Here is an 18,933-nt window from a genome sequence, read left to right on the forward strand (position 1 = left end):
CACCTTTTTTTGGGAGACCCGAATGCGATATCTACTTCTAGCAGTTGCTATGCTGTTGCCGACCTTCGCGGTTGCGCAGGACGAGACGAGACCGCCACTGACCGTCGGCGTCAACACGGTTCGTGCAAACTTCGATCCCGGCCTGGCGCTCGGTAATGTTGACATACCGATAATCTACAACATGTTCGACACGCTTGTTGCGAGAGACTTCTCCAAAAGCAAGGACCGGACGGCCTATGAACTTGTCCCAGGCCTCGCAAAAAGCTGGAAGCGGATCGATGACCGCACCATAGAGTTTTCTCTTCGGCCAGGCGTCCATTTCCACAACGGTCAGCCCCTCACCAGTGCTGACGTCAAGTTCACTTTCGATCGCATCCTGGATCCGGCTTCCGACTACGTCAGTACCAGAAACCTTCTGAAGGTCATTAAGCGGGTTGACGTCGTCGATGACCTGACCGTGCGGATCACCACCAAGGAACCTAGCCCTGTTCTGCTTCATTTGCTGGCCTATCACGCCAGCGACATCGTGCCGAAGGCTTATTTTGAGTCGGTTGGCGAGGCCGGATTCGGTCAGAAGCCGATTGGCACGGGTCCGTTTTCCTTGGTCAAACTCCAGCCTGATGAAAGCATGGAACTCACGGCAAACGACTCCTACTTCCGAGGAAGTCCTACAATCTCCGCGTTGACCTTCAAGGCCATCCCCGAGGTTTCGGCGCGAATAACGGCACTCGCGAATGGCGAAGTGGACATCATCAACAGCCTGCCGCCGGACCAATTGGCTGCTGTCCAAAATCTTGGTTGCTGCGAAGTCCGCAGCACCATGGCAAACCATCACTTCATTCAATACAACACCTACAACCCGGTGATGGCCGACAAGAAACTGCGTCAAGCCCTGAACCTTGCAATCGATCGCCAACTGCTCGCGAACGCCCTCTGGGATGGCAAGGCCACCATCCCGCATTCTGCGCAGTATGAGGCATGGGGACCCGAGCTTTACAATCCCGATCGCCCGGTCTTGGCCTACGACCCCGACCGTGCCAGGCAGCTACTGAAGGAGTCGGCGTACAAAGGCGAACCGATCTTCTACGTGACACATCCCGTCTATTACACCAATGGCGTTGCTGTTGCCGAAGCTGTTGTAGAGATGTGGAAAGCGATTGGCGTGAACGCCAGTGTAAGAGTTGATGAAGGGTGGAGCAAACTTAAGAAGGACGACCCGATCCTGACCGTCAAAAACGCCTCGGACTGGGTCGTACCGACAGATCCCGCGGTCACCCTCTATATGACCTGGTCTAAGCAGCTGTGGAAAGACGAGACCGAATTTGACGAGCTGGCCGAGCAGGGCGAAACCACCCTCGATGTAAAGCGTCGGCACGACATCTACCAGAAGATGATTGATATCTTCGAAGAAGATGCCCCCGGCACGTATCTCTATCGCGCTCCGGATTTCTACGGAGTCAGGTCTGGTATCCAGTGGCTTCCGAACACGGAATACACGATGGATTTCCGTCCCGACAACGTTCACTTCACGAAGTGAACCGTCGGAGCCCCAGCAATCAGGTGAGATCAGGATGAACGAGAGCGAACTCCTCCGCGTCGAGAATTTGCGCACCCATTTCTATGCCCATGACCGAACTGTCAAAGCAGTCGAAGGGGTCTCATTCTCGGTTCGACAAGGGAGCACGGTCTGCCTTGTTGGAGAATCCGGCTCAGGCAAATCGGCAACCGCGTTTTCCATCCTGAACCTTATACCGAAGTCGCTGGGGCGGATCGTTGCGGGGAAGGTCCTCTATCAAGGGGAGGACCTTCTCCATATTCCGGCGCGCCGCCTGCGCAGCATTCTTGGCAACGACATCGCCATGATCTTTCAGGAGCCTGCCGCGGCGCTCAATCCGGTCTACACGATCGGCAACCAGTTGATGGAGGTTCTGCTGACCCATCAACGATGCACTCTTCGCGACGCTCGAAGGCAGGCCAGAGAACTGCTTGACCGCGTCGGCATTGCCGATGCCGAGCGGCGCCTCGATGACTATCCTCATCAGCTTTCCGGCGGTATGCGCCAGCGAGCAATGATCGCGATTGCTCTATCATGTCGGCCGAAATTGCTTATCGCCGACGAGCCCACGACGGCTCTCGATGCCACGGTCCAATCGCAAATTCTCGCTCTTCTTCACGAACTACAGCAAGAGACCGGCATGGCCATGCTGTTCATCACGCATGATCTTAGTGTCGTTGCCGAGATCGCTGACCGGGTCGTTGTGATGTACGCTGGCCGGATTGTCGAGGAGGGCGCAGTCATGCAGATCTTCGACACGCCACGGATGCCTTACACACGCGGGCTGCTGAAAGCACGGCCGCAATTGTGGTCCGGCCGTGCATTTCCGCGTCGGCTTTCCGCTATTCCCGGCAGCCCTCCCGAGCTTGCTCATCTGGCAACCGGCTGTTCCTTTCGTCCGCGCTGCAGCCATGCGGTGGCGGACTGCGCACGCCACATGCCGGAACTCGACATGGCCGACGGACACAGCGTTCGTTGTTGGCGTTGGCGTGAAATCACCTCTGCGGATGCGCAGCCGGAGGCAGTAGCATGAATGCGTCCTTTGCCCATTTCGACACGCCCGATGGCGGTGCGGTCCCGGCGTTCAGCGCTCCGTCTCTGCTCGAGGTCGAGGATCTTCGCGTCCATCTGCCGCTCCGCAGAATGTCGCCGTTCCATTCCAAGAGATTCATCAAAGCCGTCGACGGGGCATCGTTTTCGATATTTCCTGGTGAGATCGTCGCTCTGGTCGGCGAATCCGGTTCAGGTAAGACGACATTGGGGCGCAGCTTGCTGCGGCTGACCCCGCCGAGTTCGGGTCGGGTTCGGTTCAAAGGGATCGATCTGACGACCTTGACGCCAAAGGAAATGCGCTCCTTTCGGCGGCATATGCAGATGGTGTTCCAGGATCCCTATAGCAGCCTCAGCCCACGCATGAACGTCGGGGAAATCGTCGGTGAACCGCTGTCGATCCATCATGCTCATCTGACGTCGAGAGCACGGATCGAGCGCGTGGCCGAAGTCTTCTCCCAGGTCGGAATGTCCTCCACGCATGGCTCCCGTTATCCGCACAGCTTCAGCGGTGGCCAGCGCCAGCGGATTGCCATCGCCAGGGCATTGTCGACCGAGCCGGATTTTATCGTCGCCGATGAGCCCATTTCGGCTCTCGATGTTTCGGTTCAGGCGCAGATCCTCAACCTGCTCTTGGATCTGAAGGACAAGTTGTCCCTGACGATGCTTTTCATCTCGCATGATCTGCGCGCGGTCAGCCACATCGCCGACCGGGTGATCGTCATGTATCTCGGTCGGATCATGGAGATCGCCCCTTCGGCAATGTTCTGGGATGCGCCTGCGCATCCCTATACCGAAGCCTTGCTGGCCGCACTGCCGGTCGAACATCCAAGCCTTCGACGACGAGACCGGGTGTTCCTGAAAGGTGAAGTGCCGAGTGCCCTTTCACCGCCTTCCGGCTGCGTCTTTAGAACCAGGTGCCCGATCGCCAGCCCTGAATGTGCAACGGCTTCACCGGCACTGCGGCAGGTTGCGCCGGGACATTGGACGGCATGCATCAAGCGTGTACCTTTCGATTTGAAGGGGCAATTCTGAATTGCTGTCGTGTTGCCTCACGTAATTTTGTTACCGTTTGCCTCATCGAGAATGTTACCCGCTCGCCCGGCATGCGGGATTCAGAGCAGCATATGGCGCTAGGCTACTGGCCTCGCCGATGAGCCGCTGCACTGCTAGTTGTCGCCATACCCTTACTCGCTTCTGCAGCGTGTAAAGCTGTCGCAAGCTGTATCGTCCCGGGTAACGGGCCTGGAACTCGACGAGCAGTTCAAGTGCGGTCTGATCCGGGCGTTCCTCAAGGCACTGTGCCATCTCCTCCCAATCGTCCTTGAAGATATTGGGACGTCGGCCACGCGGTTTGTCGCTGAGCAGGCGATACGTTTTAGGCCCGATGACAACGCCGCGCGCGCGAGCTGCCTGGCGCCAGACACCGACCCGTCGGGCGAACGTTTTGTATTGCTTGCGGGTAAATCGACCTGGAAACTGGATGCACAACTCTTCGAAGAGCTGCATGGCGTTGATGTTGGGGAATTCCTCCAATCGGCGACACGCGATCGGCCAAGCCATGCGGAGCGCCTGGATCCGACCTTGGCCAGGTTCGGCGTAGACCGGCTTTGGCTTCTCCGATGTCTTCGCTGGCAGTGCTGCGGTCGTGGGTGGGATCGCCAGCTTGGGCGCGGCGGACGGACGCGCAGTAGGAGCTTGTGTTGAGACCTTTTGGAGGCTTCGCAGATAAAGCGGTTTTGCTTCGGTGGAGAATGTCGGACGGATTTCGCCGGCGTGCCAGGCGCTTGATAGGCTTGCCACGAACGCCGCCAGGTTAGAGGGCTCGGATGTCGTCGGGGGCGGTATTTCGCCGTCAGCTAATGCTGCCAGATAAGCCTGTACAGCACGCATCTCCTCCAGAAGCTTTAGCGGATCGAGGTCGGCGGCGATCTCGCGCAACTTGCTCTTGGTGGCCATCGGGACACCCTCCGCTTGTAGAAGACGCTCGCAGGGCGTCTGGAGCGGATGATAGCGCTTAGCCACCTTCGCGCCGTCGCGATGCTTGGCAGCCAGCTTGAACGTACGCATACGACGACGGCCGCGGAGTATGTTCGTGCGCGCGAGAACCGGCAGCTCTATGATTGTCGCGCGTGAGCTTCAGGCGGCCTGCTGATCAGCGGGCTTTTCAGGTTCACGCGGGCGCTTCCATTCCCAGGGCAGCAGTTCGTGCAGACGCGAGGTGGGCAGATTAGCGATACGGGCAAGGACGTCGGCGAGCCAGGCCTTCGGATCCACGTCGTTGAGGCGACAGGTCATGATCATCGTCGACATGACGGCGGTTCGGTCGGCGCCACGCAGGCTACCGGCGAATGTCCAATTCCGCCTTCCCAAAGCGATGCCCCTCATCCGCGCTCGGCGGCATTGTTGGACAAGCAGATCCTGCCGTCGTCGAGGAAGCGGGCGAAGTCGGTCCAGCGAGACAGCATATAGTTCATCGGCTTCAGGACGTCGGAGGAACGCGAGAGGGTTTCGCGCTCGCGCAGCAGCCATGCGTGCATGTCGTCGAAGAGTGGTTTGCTCATCTGCTGGCGTACGGCGCGCCGCTCGGCGGCGGTCTTGCCGTTGATCTCGCGCTCGATCTCGAACAGCGCGTCAAGGCGCTTGACCGCCTCCAGCGCGATCGGGGAGATGGGCTTACCATTCCTCTTGCCCTCGCGGGCGTTTTTCTCGATGTCGGCCAGCTCGAAGAAGCCCCTGCGGGCATGCGCAAAGCAAAAGGCTGGCGTGAGCGGCTGGTCCTTCCGTCGCTCGTCGAAGAGCGCATTGAGTCCACTGTAACAATCTACCTGCAGGATGCCTGCGTCCCAGTTGGCCAGATGTTTCTGCGGATGCTCGCCACGCCGGTCACTCGAGGCGTAATAGACGGCCGCAGGCGGCGCGGTGCCCGCGAAGGGTTGGTCATCGCGCACGTAAATCCAGATTCGTCCGGTCGTGCACTTACCCTTCGCCAGGATGCGGATGGTGGTGTCATCGCCATGCAGGCGCTCGGCCGAGAGCACGTGCCTTTCGATCAGCTTGAAGATCGGCATGAGAGCGAAGGTCCGAGCCTGTGTGGAAAGACGTTGATTTGATAAAGTGATTCCCGATCAGCGAGGGGAGTCGGGATGAAGCGGTTTGTCGAGGGCGAGGATCGCCGGCAAGCGACACTGCTTCCCGAGTGCCTGGACGATTACGTGACGCAGGACAATCCGGTCCGGGTCATCGAAGTCTTCATCGACGAACTCGACCTCGGCGCCATGGGCTTTGCCGGGGTCGTGCCGGAAGCGACCGGGCGGCCTGCCTATCATCCCGCGACGCTGCTGAAGATCTATCTCTACGGCTATCTCAACCGCATCCAGTCGAGCCGCCGGCTCGAGCGGGAGACCCAGCGCAACATCGAGCTGATGTGGCTGACCGGACGGTTGATGCCGGACTTCAAGACGATCGCCGACCTCCGCCGCGACAATGGACGGGCGATCCGCGCGGCCTGCGCCCAGTTCGTCGTGCTGTGTCGCCAGCTCAATCTGTTCACCCGGGCCGTCGTGGCCATCGACGGGAGCAAGTTCAAAGCCGTCAACACCCGCGACAAGAACTTCACGGTGGCCAAGGTCGCCAAGCGCATCGAACAGGTCGAGGCCAGCATCGCGCGCTATCTGGCGGCACTCGACCGTGCGGACCGGCAGGACGATGATGTCGCCGAGGCCAAGACGGTGCGCCTCAAGGAGAAGATCGAAGGCCTGCGGCGGCAGATGCAGTGCCTCAAGGAGATGGGCAAGCAGGTCGAGGCCGCGCCTGACAAACAGGTCTCCCTGACCGATCCCGACGCCCGGTCGATGGCGACCAGCGGCAAGGGCACCGGCATCGTCGGCTACAATGTCCAGATGGCCGTCGATGCCGAGCACCATCTGATCGTCGCGCACAAAGTCACCAATATTGGCAGCGACCGGGCACAACTGACCTCGATGGGGCAACGGGCGCGGGATGCTACCGGGTGCGAAGAGATCACGGTGCTGGCCGACCGCGGCTATTACAACGGCGACGAGGTGCTGGCCTGCGAGGGCAGCGGAGTTTTGCCCTGCATTCCCAAGACGCAGACATCCGGCAACGCCAAGCGCGGCCTCTTCACCGTGGCCGATTTCATCTACGACGCCGGGAATGACCGCTACACCTGTCCGGCCGGCAAGCACCTGACCAGAGGAAAGGTGCGTTCGGACCGCCGGGACAATATCGACCACTATCGCAATCTCACAGCCTGTTCGTCCTGCGCGCTCAAACCCAGATGCACGCCCGACAAGCACAAGCGCCTGAAGCGCTGGGAACACGAAGGCGTCCTCGACAAGATGCAGGACAGGCTCGATCGCATGCCGGACGCCATGACCATCCGCCGGCAGACCGTCGAGCACCCGTTCGGAACGCTCAAGGCGTGGATGGGCAGTACCCATTTCCTGACCAAGACCCTCGAAAACGTCAAAACCGAGATGAGCTTGCAGGTGCTCGCCTATAACATGAAGCGCATGATCAACATCTTCGGCGTCAAGCCGCTGATGACGGCAATCGCCGCCTGATCACGCCCCCGACCGCCAGCGGCCTCATCGCTGCCACGCTCGAAACAGCGGCCGTCATACGCAATCTGCAATCGCGTTTTCACACGACCTCGTCCCATGGCCGACCTGATCGGCCAGCGTCGTAATCGGCATGTCGATGCCTTCGCACTTAAACCGGGTGCTCTGCCTGTTGAGCGGGATGTGCATTCCAAACTTGTCGAAGAGGATCGTCGCCAGCAGTTGCGGACCGATGAAGCCGCGCGGCGTGGCATGGAACGGCGCCGGCGGCTGGGTGATCGCCTCGCAATCTCGGCACGTAAATTTCTCGCGCACGGTCTCGATCAGTTTGAACCGACGCGGAATCTCCTCCAGCGTCTCGGTCACGTCCTCGCCGAGCTTGACCAGCCGCGATCCGCCGCAGCGACCGCAGGTCGACGAAGCAGCGATGACGACGCGCTCGCGCTCGATGTCATCGGGCCAGGGCTTGCGCACCGGCCGCTTGCGCTCGAAGGCGCGCACCTTCTGGGTCTTCGCCGCCGCGGCGGCCGAGGCAAGCTCGTCCTCGCTCGCCGAGGTGACGAGTTCCTCGAGCTCCAGTTCCAGTTGCTCGATCAGTCGCCGGGTTCGCTCGGAGCGCTGTCCGTAAAGTTCGCGTTTCAGCTTCTCGATGCGCAGCTCAAGCTCAGCAATACGCGCATCGGTATCCGACAGCTTGGCCTGCGCGCTCGCGGCCTCTGCTTGGGCGGTGGCCGCTTTGGCTTGCCAGTTGGCAGCATCCGCGACGGCGACATCGCGCTCAGCCTGCAGCGCCTCATGCGCAGCCAGCAGCGCCATGTAGGCACCGGCAAGGTCCGCAGGGAGATCAACAGGCTTCGAGGTCACGAAGCTATTGAATCAGATTTCCGCGTGATATCAACTAAAAAATACTACCCAACACGAGCTGGTCGCCATGTTTCCTGAGGGTTGCGCCAATCTATTCCGGACAAAAGGTAACTTAACTGTGCCGGAGATATTGTTACGGCTCCGCCTTCAACTGAAGGCCATATGAATCGGCCTCGTTCGAGTCTTTTCGTGAACAGGCAGGCTCCTTGGCCATCATGCCAAATACATTTCAGCAAATTTCCGCTTTTCCCTCGAAAGCAGAACAAATTGCCGCTCAGCGGATTATGTTTGAGCACCTCCTGCACCCGTAGCGCAAGCGATGGGAAGCCACACCTCATATCGGTGTAGCCCGTGGCAAGCCACACGCGCACACCCTCAGTCGGGATCACCGCAGTGTCTCCAGACCCCGCAGGAGCCGCATCAGAACAGCGACATCAACGGTCCGGTCAACGATCACGCGCCGGCCGTTGGCTCCGACAATTTCCATTCGGCCGCCAGCAGGTACCGCCTGGCCGGTCGTAGCCGGTACTTCGCCGTGACGGTGCGCAGCAGCAAACCCTTCCGGCTCGACATCCTGCCCGCCAGGACGGATCACACCCAAGTCGATAAAGGCGGCCGGAGAGGTCTCGGTCGACAAGGGGTTGGGTCGGCCACCCAGCCTCCCTTCACGGGCCTGCTTCATCAGGATGAACAAGTAATTCGCGTTCATGTCGTGACGCCGAGCCACAGCCGCTACCGGATCACCGGTCTCCTCCACCTCGCGTACGATCGCCAGTTTCTAATCGACCGTACAGGAACGGCGAACTCGCTTTCGACCGCGCTTCCGGTCCCCACCCGCCGGCAACGGCAGAGCTGCGGTCTCGTCAACTTCCGCCGTCGACGGCGTCTCCATGGCCAGATATTTCATGACGCTACTGTCCATTTAAATTTAAGCGGACATTAGCGACGCGAAGTAGCCATCACTAGGCGGCCCTAATCGTACGGACACGCTTGAACGAGGGCTGGAAAAAATTCACGAACAGCCTGGATGCTCCATAGAGACGCGTGATCGCCCTAGCCGCCGCCAAGCCTTCGAAGCGCCGATAGCCCAAGAGCTTCCGAACAACCGCCCCATTTTTCTGCTCTATCCACGCTTGGTCGTTCTTACGGTAAGGCCGCGAGCGGGTGAGTTCGATGCCGTGACCAAGGCAATATTCGATCAGCTTGTTGTTGACGAACTCGCTACCGTTGTCCACGTCCAGGGCCCTCAGAGCGAAGGGTAAGCCCGCGCGGATACGCTCGAGCGTTTCAACCACGAGGGTGCCTTCTCGAACGACGATGGGCGCAGCCTCCGTCCATCCGCTGGCGATATCGGTCAGAACCAGGCTATGAACGTAGCTGCCGCGGTTGACCTCCCCGCAATGAGCCACCAGGTCCATTTCCATGCTGCCGGAGGCGGCTCATTCCAGTCAGCAAAGGTGCGCATTTTGATGCGCCGCCGCGGCCCTGGCACAACTCTCGGCTTTTTCGTACGGCCCGTGCGCCTCGGTATCTGGAGCAAGCGGTCGATCGTGGCGGCGCTCATCGATAGGATTTTGCGGCGTATCTCCTCCTCGAGCTTCAAATGTCCATTCCGTTCCAAAGCAGGCAGGATAATGGGCAGCAATGCCTTTAGGCGCTTGCCGCAAACTCGATCAGACGCTTCCCACAGGACGATCAAGACCCCTCGAGCGGCTTCATCATAGATCGAAGGCCGTTGACGAGTCTGCCGACGCTTCGGTTCCGACGAGCTGTTCAGGACTCGGATTGCGGATTTTTCGTGATACCCCGTCGCCGCGATGAATTCCTCCAAGATCCGGCGTTTGTCCTTGTTCGCTGCGGCCGCGTAGCGATCCCGGACTGCGTTGGCGAGTTCCATGCGCATGGCATGGCGAGGGCATCATGCCGGAATGCGACTTCACGGGTAACATTTTAGGTGAGGCAACGAAGCAGCTCGGTAACAATCTCCGTGAGGCAATGCGACAATTGCTGCGTCGCAGACTTTCTTTGGAATATCATCCACGGCGTGAGCGCTGGATGCCTCCAGAGGTATCGGGCGAGGATAATCGTGTTTACCCGATCTCTGGGGCAGAGCTTGCAACTGTGGCGCTTGATGCGCCGATGGTCCTGTTCGATCCGGTTACTCTTGCGGATCCGGATCTGCCAACGTCGGCAACGATCCTGCAAGCGATTTGTGATGTCACAGGAAACGATAGCCTCCTGGTTGGTTTGGCTACCATCGATGACGACGCGGTCGGGCCGGCCACGACGTGCAAGCGCCCCAGCGCACGCAAAGCAGGATCACTGGCTGGTCGAACTGAAGGGCCTCAAACATCTAATCCTCCGAAATGATCGAGGGCTCCTTGCCACAGCGCCGGTAAGGAAAAGGTTGCAACAGATCCGTTCCAAATCCTTGCCGCGTGATTGGGCTCGTGTCAGACGCTCTCTGCGTTCCCATTCAGCCGTTGCAACAAAACCAGATGGGGCTTCCACGCGCGGTAAGCGCTCTCCGGCTTCTTCGCTGGATCGATATGCGGGACGATCCTGGCCACCTCGCGCGAATCCGCATCTTCAGCCACAGCGCCCAGCAGTCGGACGTAGGTGATCAGGTGTTCCTCGTGGTAGCCGGTGAGGACAGAGGCACTTGGTGCTTCATCGGCTGAACCGGCACCGGCTTAAGGTATCAGCCGGCTAGTCTGCAGGGAGGCTAGAAGATGTTGCACACCTCCCCCTTTGTCGGGTCCGCGACACGGACTTGCTTGGCCATCTCTTAAATCTCTTCGGCCAATCGCTTGGAAAGAAACTGCAAATTATCCTAAGCGGCCGAAGTGGCACGGGTTTTGCGGTGCCTGGGTACGAAGCGGCGACAGCTTCCGAACGGCTTTCCTGTAGCACGAACCGCAATGAATGAAATGTAGAAAGGTAACACAATGGCAGATCTGCGTGGCGGCGCCTTTCGCGACGTTTTCGCCTTCACTGCGCGCCACCGGTGCAAGCAGCCGGCCCGGCTACGGTTCATTATGACCATGTTTCTCGCCTCAACGCCTGCTGGCTGGCTAGGTGCCACCGATGCTATCGCACGTGACAAGGTGAAGCCTGGCGAGCAAACCCAAATCGGCAGGGTGCAGCCGGGCGGCGAGCCCGCTGCTCTGCAAATTCCCGCCTGTCGGGAGACGACCAAAAAGTTTGGCTCCAGTGATCCGAACGATCCAGTGGACGGCACCGTCAACAAAACCATCACCGAGTGGTTGGCGGCCGGTAACAAGGCCGATTGGAAATCCAACTTCGGTATAGACAGTCCCGCTCTCGGCGACGCCTAAGAACGAAACCGACAACGCTACGGTTCCATGGTGTCGAACTCGATCTTCGCGCAGATAAGAACGGTCATGCCTGGATGATGATCAACGTTAACGACGACACGCCCGGCCAAAAGATCATGCTCAACGGCAAGTCGCAGCACGAATACTCCGCGACCGTCTTCAACATGAAGCTTGGTCACGGTTGGGCGCGCTGGGCTTGAGCCTACCGGCCCGCATGAGCGCCGGTCTGCCCGTATGCCTCTCTCTGCAAGGCCTGCCAGGGGACGACGCGAAGATCCTGGGTCTCGGCGTGGCCGCAGAGAAGGTGCCGGGCTTGCTCCCGCCTCCAACTGAAAGCAGGGGGCCACGATCTCTGGCTTGGCTACTAGGAAGGGTCGGTGCGCATTGCTTGGAGTGTGTGCTAGGGGGCAGCGTGTTGGAAACCCGTCACAATCGGTCGAGCTTACTCGAGTTGAGCCTATGAGGCAGCCATAAAGGATGTCGCGTGTTCGCGGCGTGCGGTGTCTCGGATGCCTGAAGTTACCCAAGCAAGGAGTCAAAATATGTGCGGCATCTGTGGATGGATTGATTTCGATCATGACCTAGGAAGTCCCGACGCGCGAAGAGAGCTTGCCGATATGACGGCCACCATGGCCTATCGTGGTCCGGACGACGAGGGGACTTGGATCGACGGGCCTGCGGCACTGGGACACCGCCGCCTGGCGATCATCGATATCCAGGGCGGTCGCCAGCCGATGACGCTCGACGAGGACGGCCAAACCGCCTTGGTGCTCGTCTACGGCGGCGAGACTTATAACTACCGTGAGCTGCGTCAACGGCTCGTCGCCCTGGGTCATCGGTTCGAGACGAGCAGTGACACCGAGGTGGTGCTGCACGCCCACCGCGAGTGGGGCCGACGGAACCCCTGCACTGCAGTGAGCGAACTAAACGGGATGTTCGCCTACGCACTGTGGGACACCGCCAAGCGCGAACTGCTTCTCATACGCGACCGGCTCGGCATAAAGCCGCTTTACTACTATCCCACCCAGTATGGAGTGTTGTTCGGCTCCGAGCCAAAGGCGATCCTCGCCAATAGTCTCGCGGAGCGGGCCTTGGACGCCGACGGGCTTCGTCGCGCCCTCTGTTCCGTCGCCGACCCGAACAACTCCGTGTTCCGTGGCATGCGTGAGGTACGGCCCGGCCACATCGTCCGCGTGACCCGCGAAGGCATCAAGGAGATGAGCTACTGGCAGCTCACCGACAGCGGGCACACCGACGACGTGCCTACCACCGTTCGGTGCGTCCGGGAGCTGCTTGAGGACACGATCCAGCGGCAGCTCATCGCCGACGTGCCACTAGGCACGCTGTTGTCGGGTGGGCTTGACTCCTCGGCTTTGACCGCACTGGCCGTGCACTTCAGCGACGAACGGATACGGTCCTTCGCCCTCGACTTCGTCGGCTATACCGACAACTTTACCCCCGGCCCGGGGTACGCCACACCGGACGGTCCGTACGTGCAGGAGGTTGCGAAGTTCGTCACTACGGACCACATGAACATCACTTTGTCCGCGCACGAGCTCATGGAGCCTGACGTGCGGGCCAGCACCCTCCACGCCCGCGACCTGCCGTTCACTTTGTGCGACAAAGACAGCTCGCTCTATCTGCTATTCCGGGCGATCCGGCAACACGTGACGTTGGTCCTGTCCGGAGAGTCGGCCGACGAGGTTTTCGGCGGCTACTCGTACTTCCACGATCCCGCGCACGTTCAGGCCGACACGTTTCCCTGGTTGGAGGTCGATACCGGCTGGCAGTACCTAGATCCCGACCTGCTCGAGAAACTGGACCTTCCCGGCTACATCGACGAGCAGTACCGTAGGGCACTTGCGGAAGTGCCCACCCTGACCGGGCCGGCCTCGGCCGATCCGCACGAGCGTCGCATGCGTGAGGTCTGCTATCTCTTCCTCACGCGTTACCTGCCGAGGCTGCTCGATCGCAAGGACCGGATGAGCATGGCGTTGGGTGTGGAGGTGCGGGTCCCCTACTGCGACCACCGCCTCGTTGAGTACGTGTTCGGCTGCCCATGGTCGCACAAGACTTTCGACAAGCGTGAGAAGAGCCTCCTACGGGCCGCGACCGCGGACCTGCTACCGCAGTCGGTGGTCCAGCGCGTCAAGAGTGGGTATCCGGCTATCCAGGATCCGATCTACGACAGAATGCTGCGCGACCGGTTCACCGCGCTCCTGAATGACCGTAATGCGGCAGTGGCACCACTGCTCTCCGTCGATGGCTCCCGCACGTTGCTCAACGCAACCGACAGCACCAGTTGGGTGGAGCATATCCTTACTCTTGACGATTTCCTGACCGACTATAATGTAAGCCTCACAGTCTGAGACGGCGGAATACGCATTAGGGAGCAAAGGAGACCCTGATGCCGCATGTGGCGTTGGGTTTTGTCGCGAACTGGTTTTGTAGCAACGGTTGAGAGGGAGCGCAGAGAGGTCTGACCCAGGCCAATCACGCGCAAGGATTTGGAACTACCAGGCCAGGGATGGATTCGGATTGAAGGCGAACCTCGCCTGTTGCTTGCGCATCATGTGGACCATTTCGATGCCGTTTAGGATGATCGGGGCTGATGCTGGTGATTTGAAGCCGAGCATTAGCCAGATGCGGCGCATGATACGCCAATGATCCTGTTCGATCCTGTTATTCGGGTATTTACTCTTGCGGATCCCCGCGGACCTTGACGTACGCCTCGTCGACATGCCACTTCCCGGTCACGCTACGCTTGCGCCGGTTGAAATGTTCCAGCAGTAGCGGTGCGAAACGAACGGTCCAGCGGTGAATGGTCGTGTGGTCGACGGCGATCCCCCGCTCGGCTATCATCTCCTCAAGATCACGCAGGCTGAGATTGTAGGCCAGCTACCAGCGCACGCAAAGCAGGACCACGGATTGGTCGATCTGACGGCCTTTGAACATTGCAACCCTCCGAAACGATCGAAGGCTCCTTGCCACAGCGCTGGTAAGGAAAAGGTTGCAACAGATCCTCTTGTACTTCTCCTTAGCTTACAATTCCGGTTCACACAATTTGCATCGACTGCCGTTCCGATAAGGATTTTTTTCGCCGGTTCCGGCTAAATGCTATTCAAACGAATCGAAGTTGAAAGTGGTGCTCGATGAAACGTTGGGAAGTGGTTCGCTCCGGTATACTCAATGACATCCAGGCGAGAGCCTTCGAGAATGGTCGCCTGCCTGGCGATTTTGTCTTGGCAGAGCGATTTGGGGTCAATCGCCACACCGTGCGCAACGCGATCAAGGCACTGGAATCTGAGGGCGCTCTGCGGGTCCAACATGGTGTTGGAACATTCGTGGCCGATGATTTCGTTTCGCACAAGCTGGACAGCGATCCCAGATTCACTTTTAGACTCCTTGGCCAAAACAAGTCGGTGAAGCGCCAGATAATTTCGATCACCGACGCTTCCGTCGAACCTGAAATAATAAAACATCTGAAGATTGCGCCGCCAGCGTTGGTCACGGAGGTCCGGTCGATTTCGTTCATCAACGATTGGCCTTTGGCAACCGGCACGGCCTATTATCCCGTCGAGCGAGTTCCTGGTCTCGCCACGGCCTTCGAAGGGCTGAACTCTCCGACCGCGGCCTTGAAGCGCTGCGGCATCCCTGAATATAAGCGAAAATGGACGCGGATAACCGCCCGGAGACCCACCCAGCAGGAAGCGCAGCTATTGCGAATATCTTCCTCCAGCCCGGTACTCTTCGAGACGAATGTCGATGTGACTCCGGATGGGTTGCCAATCAAATATGCCTTCAGCGCTATACGAAGCGACCGATACGAATATCTGATTGAAAGTAACGACTGAAGGCACTTCGGCGACGAGACGTCAGAAGCTCGGCAGTTCCCACCACTGGCTTCCCTGCCCTGATTGATCAGAGCAATTTTATATCGGCCGAGCCCTTCTCCTGTCATCAAAGTGTTGCAATCAGCGCTTAGATACCTAGACATCTAGTCAGCAATGGTCCGGCCCGGTTCTGAACTGGATCTACAATCAAAGTGGCGAACACAAGTGCGGAATGACGTTGAATACAGGCAGCGATGGATGGCGGTCCTTGCCCGGGCCAAGCGCGACGAACTCGAGCGAGCATGGAATAACCTTGCCATTTCCCCGCAATTCGAGTGGCTCCGCCGACCCGAGACCGGCCTGGTGCTGGTGCGTGGACGGGCCGGGGGTACCGGCGACCTCTTCAACCTCGGCGAGGTTACGATGACCCAGTGCGCTCTCAGGTTGACTGATGGTACGACGGGCTTTGCTTTCGTTCTCGGATGCGACGAGCGCCATGCAGAACTGGCGGCCGTCTTCGATGCGCTTTTGCAAAGGGCGGACGATATCGCGACCGCAAGCCGTCGGTTTGTTGCCCAATTTGAGGCGACCCAATTGGACCGCCGTGAGCTTCGGAGCCGCAGAGCGGCTTCGACAAAGGTCGAATTTTTCGCAATGGCGCGAGATGCGAGCCCCGAATGAGCAGGGTTATGGATACTTCAACGATTGAACCTGGCTTCGCGAGTCCTGTTTTTGGTAGCCAGGATACATTCCGCCGCATCCTGGATGCCTATGCCTATGTCGGTCGTCCGCAAACGCTGGTCCCCGCGGCCACGGCAGTTGGCCCTCTCGATCCGGCGACCGTCTCGGTCTGTCTCACCTTGGCAGACTTCGAAACGCCAATCTGGCTCGATCCCCGATCGAACTTGACGTCCGTCCGCAATTATCTTGGGTTTCACTGTAGGGCGCCTGTCGTGGACGGCCCCGAACGATCGGCATTTGCCATTGTGGCGGATCCGATGGCGATGCCACGCCTGCAAAAGTTCTGCCTCGGCTCTGAGTTGGAGCCCCAGGCCTCGACGACCATTGTCGTCCAGGTGCCCTCCTTTACAGGAGGGCTACTTGCACAATGGCGCGGGCCGGGGATCCAGCATGAGATTTCGGCGGCCATTGAAGGCCTTCCGTCGTGGTTTTGGGAAGACTGGCAGCTTAATCAGGCCGATTACCCGATCGGAGTCGATGTCCTCTTTACCTCCGGAAATGCAGTCATTGCGCTTCCTCGCAGCATATCGGTGGAGATCTGAATGGCTTATGTGGCTGTAAAGGGAGGCGAGCAGGCAATCCTTAACTCGCATCGGTTGATTGCAGAGGATAGGCGGGGCGATCCCGAAGTTCCCGAACTCACGGTTTCGCAGATCTCGGAGCAACTCGGTCTCGCTGTCGACCGGGTGATGTGCGAGGGCTCTGTCTACGACAGAGAGCTTGCTGCCCTCGCATTGAAGCAGGCCCAGGGCGACGCCGTCGAGGCGATCTTCCTTCTTCGGGCTTTTCGAACGACGCTGGCGCGTTTGGCCGTGTCGAACGCGATCGATACAGACCAGATGGCCATCGAGCGACGGATTTCTGCGACCTTCAAGGACATTCCCGGAGGGCAGGTCCTCGGTTCAACCTATGAATACACGCATCGGCTGCTTGATTTCGATCTCCTCGATCCTGCTGACGTCGAGGGGTCAAAAGCCAAGACTGCGGACGCCCCCCTTGATCCCAATCTTCCGCGTGCTTTCGACAGCATCTCCGACGAAGGCCTGATTGAAGCCGAATTGCCTGCGCCTGACCAGACATCGGTCTTCGATCTGACGCGAGAGCCTTTGACCCTGCCTGCCAGTCGTGATCAGCGTCTGCAGAATCTTTCGCGTGGCGATGAGGGTTTCGTCGTAGGATTGGCCTATTCCGCCCTGCGCGGCTACAGCGCTGGCCACCCCTATGTCGGGGAAACTCGGGTCGGAGACGTCGCGCTCGAGATTGTTCCCGAGGAACTGGGCTTTTCGGTCTCTGTCGGAGACATCACCGTCACGGAATGCCAGATGTTGGACTTGTTTGCTGGGTCCGCCGACGAGCCTGCGCGCTTCACGCGGGGATATGGTCTCGCCTTTGGAAGGAGTGAGCGCAAGGCGATGGGGATGGCGATCGTTGATCGCTCATTGCGTTGCCACGAATACGGTGAGGAACCAAAATATCCTGTTCAAGACGAAGAGTTCGTGCTTTCTCATACCGACAATCTCGAGGCGGCCGGGTTCGTCTCGCATCTGACCTTGCCGCACTATGTCGATTTCCAGGGTGACCTGCAGTTCATACGACAGTTGCGCCGCGAGCAGATCGACAGCCGTTCAACCAAGGAGGCTGCGGAATGACCGGCGCGCAGGAAGATTCGTCCAAGCGGGGCCGCCGCCAAGCCTACAACTTTGCCTATCTCGACGAGCAGTCCAAGCGGATGATCCGTCGCTGCATCTTGAAGGCGATGGCCGTGCCCGGCCTTCAGGTTCCGTTTGGAAGCCGCGAGATGCCGCTGGCTTATGGATGGGGCACCGGCGGTATACAGGTGACAGCCAGCGTCATCGGACCCAGCGACACGCTCAAGGTGATCGACCAGGGCGCGGATGATGCCACGAACGCGGTGTCCATCCGCCGCTTGTTCAAACGCGTGGCCGGAATCGCAACTACCGAGAAAACCGAAGCTGCCACAATCATTCAGACGCGTCATCGCGTGCCCGAGAAGCCTCTCAAAGAGGGGCAGATTATAGTCTATCAGGTGCCGTCGCCCGATCCACTGCGTCGTCTCGAGCCTAGGGAATCCGAGACCCGGAAGATGCATGCGTATGCGGAATACGGCCTGATGAGTGTTCAGCTTTACGAAGATATCGCGCGCTTTGGCCACATTGCCATGACGAACAGCTATCCGGTTATGACCAATGGCCGATATTTGATGTCGCCCTCGCCCATTCCCAAATTCGACAATCCGAAGATAGCAAACAGTCCGGCTATCCAGCTTTACGGGGCAGGCCGCGAAAAGCGTATCTATGCCGTCCCACCCTACACGCAGGTGCACAATCTCGATTTCGAAGACCATCCTTTTCGGGTGCAGAAATGGACTCAATCTTGCTCGCTTTGTGAAGCAACCGACAGTTATCTCGACGAGATCGTGGTGAATGACAGGGGGCAGCGAATGTTCATTTGCTCGGACACCGACTATTGCGCGACTAGACGAGACCAGGGCCACGTTGGGCCGGATGGTGAAAGACCGGCCGCCATTGGGTCGCTCTCGACCTCGAAAAGAGGATCAGAACAACGATGAGAGCTGCAATGCAGGTCCAGTCCGCTCGCCGTCAACCACTGCTCTCCGTACACGATCTTACGAAGGGCTATGGAAAGACGATCGGCTGTCAGAACATTTCCTTCGATGTCTTTCCAGGCGAGATCCTCGCCATCGTCGGCGAATCCGGATCAGGCAAGTCGACTTTGCTCAACAGCCTCTCGGGACGTTTGACACCAGACACAGGCTCCGTGGTTTACGACCTGCGCGACAAAGGGCCAACCGATATTCTCAGCCTGTCGGAGCCGGAACGACGCAGGCTGATGCGGACGGACTGGGGCCTCGTCCAGCAGAACCCGCGGGATGGCCTTAGAATGGAGGTTACCGCCGGTGGTAATATCGGTGAGCGACAGATGGCGCT

At 59.2% G+C, this 18,933-nt stretch carries 16 protein-coding genes and 6 pseudogenes; 13 read left to right on the forward strand and 9 right to left on the reverse strand.

Going from position 1 to position 18,933, the window contains the following annotated elements; genetic code table 11:
- Positions 1-22: 22 nt before the first annotated feature.
- The 3 genes from BQ8482_RS21525 (at position 23) to BQ8482_RS21535 (ending at position 3,640) form a co-directional block, all read left to right on the forward strand.
- The gene (locus BQ8482_RS21525) at positions 23-1,537 is read left to right on the forward strand and encodes an ABC transporter substrate-binding protein (protein WP_244602916.1); all 1,515 of its coding nucleotides are present in this window, start codon (positions 23-25) and stop codon (positions 1,535-1,537) included.
- A 34-nt stretch (positions 1,538-1,571) separates the two neighbouring features.
- Positions 1,572-2,588: an ABC transporter ATP-binding protein gene (locus tag BQ8482_RS21530; RefSeq protein ID WP_123149445.1), complete on the forward strand. Its 1,017-nt coding sequence runs from the start codon at positions 1,572-1,574 to the stop codon at positions 2,586-2,588.
- Between the two features lie 110 nt (positions 2,589-2,698).
- Positions 2,699-3,640 carry an ABC transporter ATP-binding protein gene (locus BQ8482_RS21535; RefSeq protein WP_208867806.1) on the forward strand — a complete coding sequence of 314 codons (942 nt, stop codon included), beginning with the start codon at positions 2,699-2,701 and terminating at the stop codon, positions 3,638-3,640.
- Positions 3,641-3,694: 54 nt separating this feature from the next.
- Here BQ8482_RS21535 and BQ8482_RS21540 read toward each other — a convergent pair whose 3' ends face one another.
- A complete protein-coding gene (locus BQ8482_RS21540; protein ID WP_208867795.1) occupies positions 3,695-4,564 on the reverse strand; it encodes a hypothetical protein in 870 nt (289 codons plus the stop codon).
- 180 nt (positions 4,565-4,744) lie between these two features.
- Positions 4,745-5,730: pseudogene (gene tnpC, locus BQ8482_RS21545) on the reverse strand (IS66 family transposase); the annotation flags it as partial.
- 21 nt (positions 5,731-5,751) lie between these two features.
- On the opposite strand from tnpC, the gene BQ8482_RS21550 reads away from it, so the two are divergent.
- Complete coding sequence (locus BQ8482_RS21550) at positions 5,752-7,191, forward strand: IS1182 family transposase (protein WP_123149447.1); 1,440 nt, start codon at positions 5,752-5,754, stop codon at positions 7,189-7,191.
- Between the two features lie 90 nt (positions 7,192-7,281).
- Here BQ8482_RS21550 and BQ8482_RS21555 read toward each other — a convergent pair.
- From BQ8482_RS21555 to BQ8482_RS21575, 6 genes and pseudogenes are all read right to left on the reverse strand, one after another.
- A pseudogene (locus tag BQ8482_RS21555) lies at positions 7,282-8,052 on the reverse strand (transposase domain-containing protein); the annotation flags it as partial.
- A gap of 44 nt (positions 8,053-8,096) precedes the next feature.
- The gene (gene tnpB, locus BQ8482_RS21560) at positions 8,097-8,441 is read right to left on the reverse strand and encodes an IS66 family insertion sequence element accessory protein TnpB (protein ID WP_165848657.1); all 345 of its coding nucleotides are present in this window, start codon (positions 8,439-8,441) and stop codon (positions 8,097-8,099) included.
- A pseudogene (locus BQ8482_RS40630) lies at positions 8,438-8,548 on the reverse strand (IS66 family insertion sequence element accessory protein TnpB); the annotation flags it as partial. The gene tnpB and the pseudogene BQ8482_RS40630, both read right to left, overlap by 4 nt.
- 159 nt (positions 8,549-8,707) lie before the next feature.
- Positions 8,708-8,827: pseudogene (locus tag BQ8482_RS40635) on the reverse strand (transposase); the annotation flags it as partial.
- Positions 8,828-9,014: 187 nt separating this feature from the next.
- Complete coding sequence (locus tag BQ8482_RS21570) at positions 9,015-9,476, reverse strand: DDE-type integrase/transposase/recombinase (RefSeq protein ID WP_208867796.1); 462 nt, start codon at positions 9,474-9,476, stop codon at positions 9,015-9,017.
- Between the two features lie 700 nt (positions 9,477-10,176).
- Positions 10,177-10,350 (reverse strand): annotated as a pseudogene (locus BQ8482_RS21575) (IS6 family transposase); the annotation flags it as partial.
- Positions 10,351-11,000: 650 nt separating this feature from the next.
- On the opposite strand from BQ8482_RS21575, the gene BQ8482_RS21585 reads away from it, so the two are divergent.
- The 3 genes from BQ8482_RS21585 (at position 11,001) to asnB (ending at position 13,759) form a co-directional block, all read left to right on the forward strand.
- Positions 11,001-11,390 (forward strand): hypothetical protein, encoded by a 390-nt coding sequence (locus BQ8482_RS21585; protein ID WP_123149449.1) that lies wholly within the window; start codon positions 11,001-11,003, stop codon positions 11,388-11,390.
- Positions 11,391-11,464: 74 nt separating this feature from the next.
- Positions 11,465-11,590: a hypothetical protein gene (locus BQ8482_RS40125; protein WP_280178859.1), complete on the forward strand. Its 126-nt coding sequence runs from the start codon at positions 11,465-11,467 to the stop codon at positions 11,588-11,590.
- A gap of 342 nt (positions 11,591-11,932) precedes the next feature.
- Complete coding sequence (asnB, locus tag BQ8482_RS21590; RefSeq protein WP_123149450.1) at positions 11,933-13,759, forward strand: asparagine synthase (glutamine-hydrolyzing); 1,827 nt, start codon at positions 11,933-11,935, stop codon at positions 13,757-13,759.
- Positions 13,760-13,903: 144 nt separating this feature from the next.
- Here the strand turns inward: asnB and BQ8482_RS21595 are convergent.
- Positions 13,904-14,288, reverse strand: a pseudogene (locus BQ8482_RS21595) (DDE-type integrase/transposase/recombinase).
- Positions 14,289-14,542: 254 nt separating this feature from the next.
- On the opposite strand from BQ8482_RS21595, the gene phnF reads away from it, so the two are divergent.
- From phnF to BQ8482_RS21625, 6 genes are all read left to right on the forward strand, one after another.
- A complete protein-coding gene (phnF, locus tag BQ8482_RS21600; protein ID WP_123149451.1) occupies positions 14,543-15,244 on the forward strand; it encodes a phosphonate metabolism transcriptional regulator PhnF in 702 nt (233 codons plus the stop codon).
- Positions 15,245-15,397: 153 nt separating this feature from the next.
- On the forward strand, positions 15,398-15,904 hold the full coding sequence (gene phnG / locus BQ8482_RS21605; RefSeq protein WP_280178860.1) for a phosphonate C-P lyase system protein PhnG: 507 nt from the start codon (positions 15,398-15,400) through the stop codon (positions 15,902-15,904).
- Between the two features lie 8 nt (positions 15,905-15,912).
- Positions 15,913-16,506, forward strand: coding sequence for a phosphonate C-P lyase system protein PhnH (gene phnH / locus BQ8482_RS21610; RefSeq protein ID WP_244602917.1), 594 nt, complete (start codon positions 15,913-15,915; stop codon positions 16,504-16,506).
- Positions 16,507-17,613, forward strand: a complete 1,107-nt coding sequence (locus BQ8482_RS21615) for a carbon-phosphorus lyase complex subunit (RefSeq protein ID WP_123149453.1) — start codon at positions 16,507-16,509, stop codon at positions 17,611-17,613.
- The gene (locus BQ8482_RS21620) at positions 17,610-18,554 is read left to right on the forward strand and encodes an alpha-D-ribose 1-methylphosphonate 5-phosphate C-P-lyase PhnJ (protein WP_123149454.1); all 945 of its coding nucleotides are present in this window, start codon (positions 17,610-17,612) and stop codon (positions 18,552-18,554) included. Before BQ8482_RS21615 ends, BQ8482_RS21620 begins: the two co-directional genes overlap by 4 nt.
- Before the next feature lie 8 nt (positions 18,555-18,562).
- On the forward strand, positions 18,563-18,933 hold a 371-nt coding region (locus tag BQ8482_RS21625; RefSeq protein WP_244602918.1), incomplete at its 3' end, for an ATP-binding cassette domain-containing protein.

It is taken from the genome of Mesorhizobium delmotii (genome assembly GCF_900149755.1).
In the GTDB taxonomy this organism is placed as follows: Bacteria; Pseudomonadota; Alphaproteobacteria; order Rhizobiales; family Rhizobiaceae; genus Mesorhizobium; species Mesorhizobium delmotii.

What these genes read in the sequence shown, in the direction of transcription:
- BQ8482_RS21620 (WP_123149454.1), top strand. Translation starts at nt 17,610, where the DNA reads ATGACCGGCGCGCAGGAAGATTCGTCCAAGCGGGGCCGCCGCCAAGCC.
- BQ8482_RS21540 (WP_208867795.1), bottom strand. Translation starts at nt 4,564, where the DNA reads ATGGCCACCAAGAGCAAGTTGCGCGAGATCGCCGCCGACCTCGATCCG.
- BQ8482_RS21550 (WP_123149447.1), top strand. Translation starts at nt 5,752, where the DNA reads ATGAAGCGGTTTGTCGAGGGCGAGGATCGCCGGCAAGCGACACTGCTT.
- asnB (WP_123149450.1), top strand. Translation starts at nt 11,933, where the DNA reads ATGTGCGGCATCTGTGGATGGATTGATTTCGATCATGACCTAGGAAGT.
- BQ8482_RS40125 (WP_280178859.1), top strand. Translation starts at nt 11,465, where the DNA reads ATGATGATCAACGTTAACGACGACACGCCCGGCCAAAAGATCATGCTC.
- BQ8482_RS21535 (WP_208867806.1), top strand. Translation starts at nt 2,699, where the DNA reads ATGTCGCCGTTCCATTCCAAGAGATTCATCAAAGCCGTCGACGGGGCA.
- phnH (WP_244602917.1), top strand. Translation starts at nt 15,913, where the DNA reads ATGGATACTTCAACGATTGAACCTGGCTTCGCGAGTCCTGTTTTTGGT.
- BQ8482_RS21615 (WP_123149453.1), top strand. Translation starts at nt 16,507, where the DNA reads ATGGCTTATGTGGCTGTAAAGGGAGGCGAGCAGGCAATCCTTAACTCG.
- BQ8482_RS21570 (WP_208867796.1), bottom strand. Translation starts at nt 9,476, where the DNA reads ATGGAAATGGACCTGGTGGCTCATTGCGGGGAGGTCAACCGCGGCAGC.
- BQ8482_RS21525 (WP_244602916.1), top strand. Translation starts at nt 23, where the DNA reads ATGCGATATCTACTTCTAGCAGTTGCTATGCTGTTGCCGACCTTCGCG.
- BQ8482_RS21585 (WP_123149449.1), top strand. Translation starts at nt 11,001, where the DNA reads ATGGCAGATCTGCGTGGCGGCGCCTTTCGCGACGTTTTCGCCTTCACT.
- phnG (WP_280178860.1), top strand. Translation starts at nt 15,398, where the DNA reads ATGGTCCGGCCCGGTTCTGAACTGGATCTACAATCAAAGTGGCGAACA.
- BQ8482_RS21530 (WP_123149445.1), top strand. Translation starts at nt 1,572, where the DNA reads ATGAACGAGAGCGAACTCCTCCGCGTCGAGAATTTGCGCACCCATTTC.
- phnF (WP_123149451.1), top strand. Translation starts at nt 14,543, where the DNA reads ATGAAACGTTGGGAAGTGGTTCGCTCCGGTATACTCAATGACATCCAG.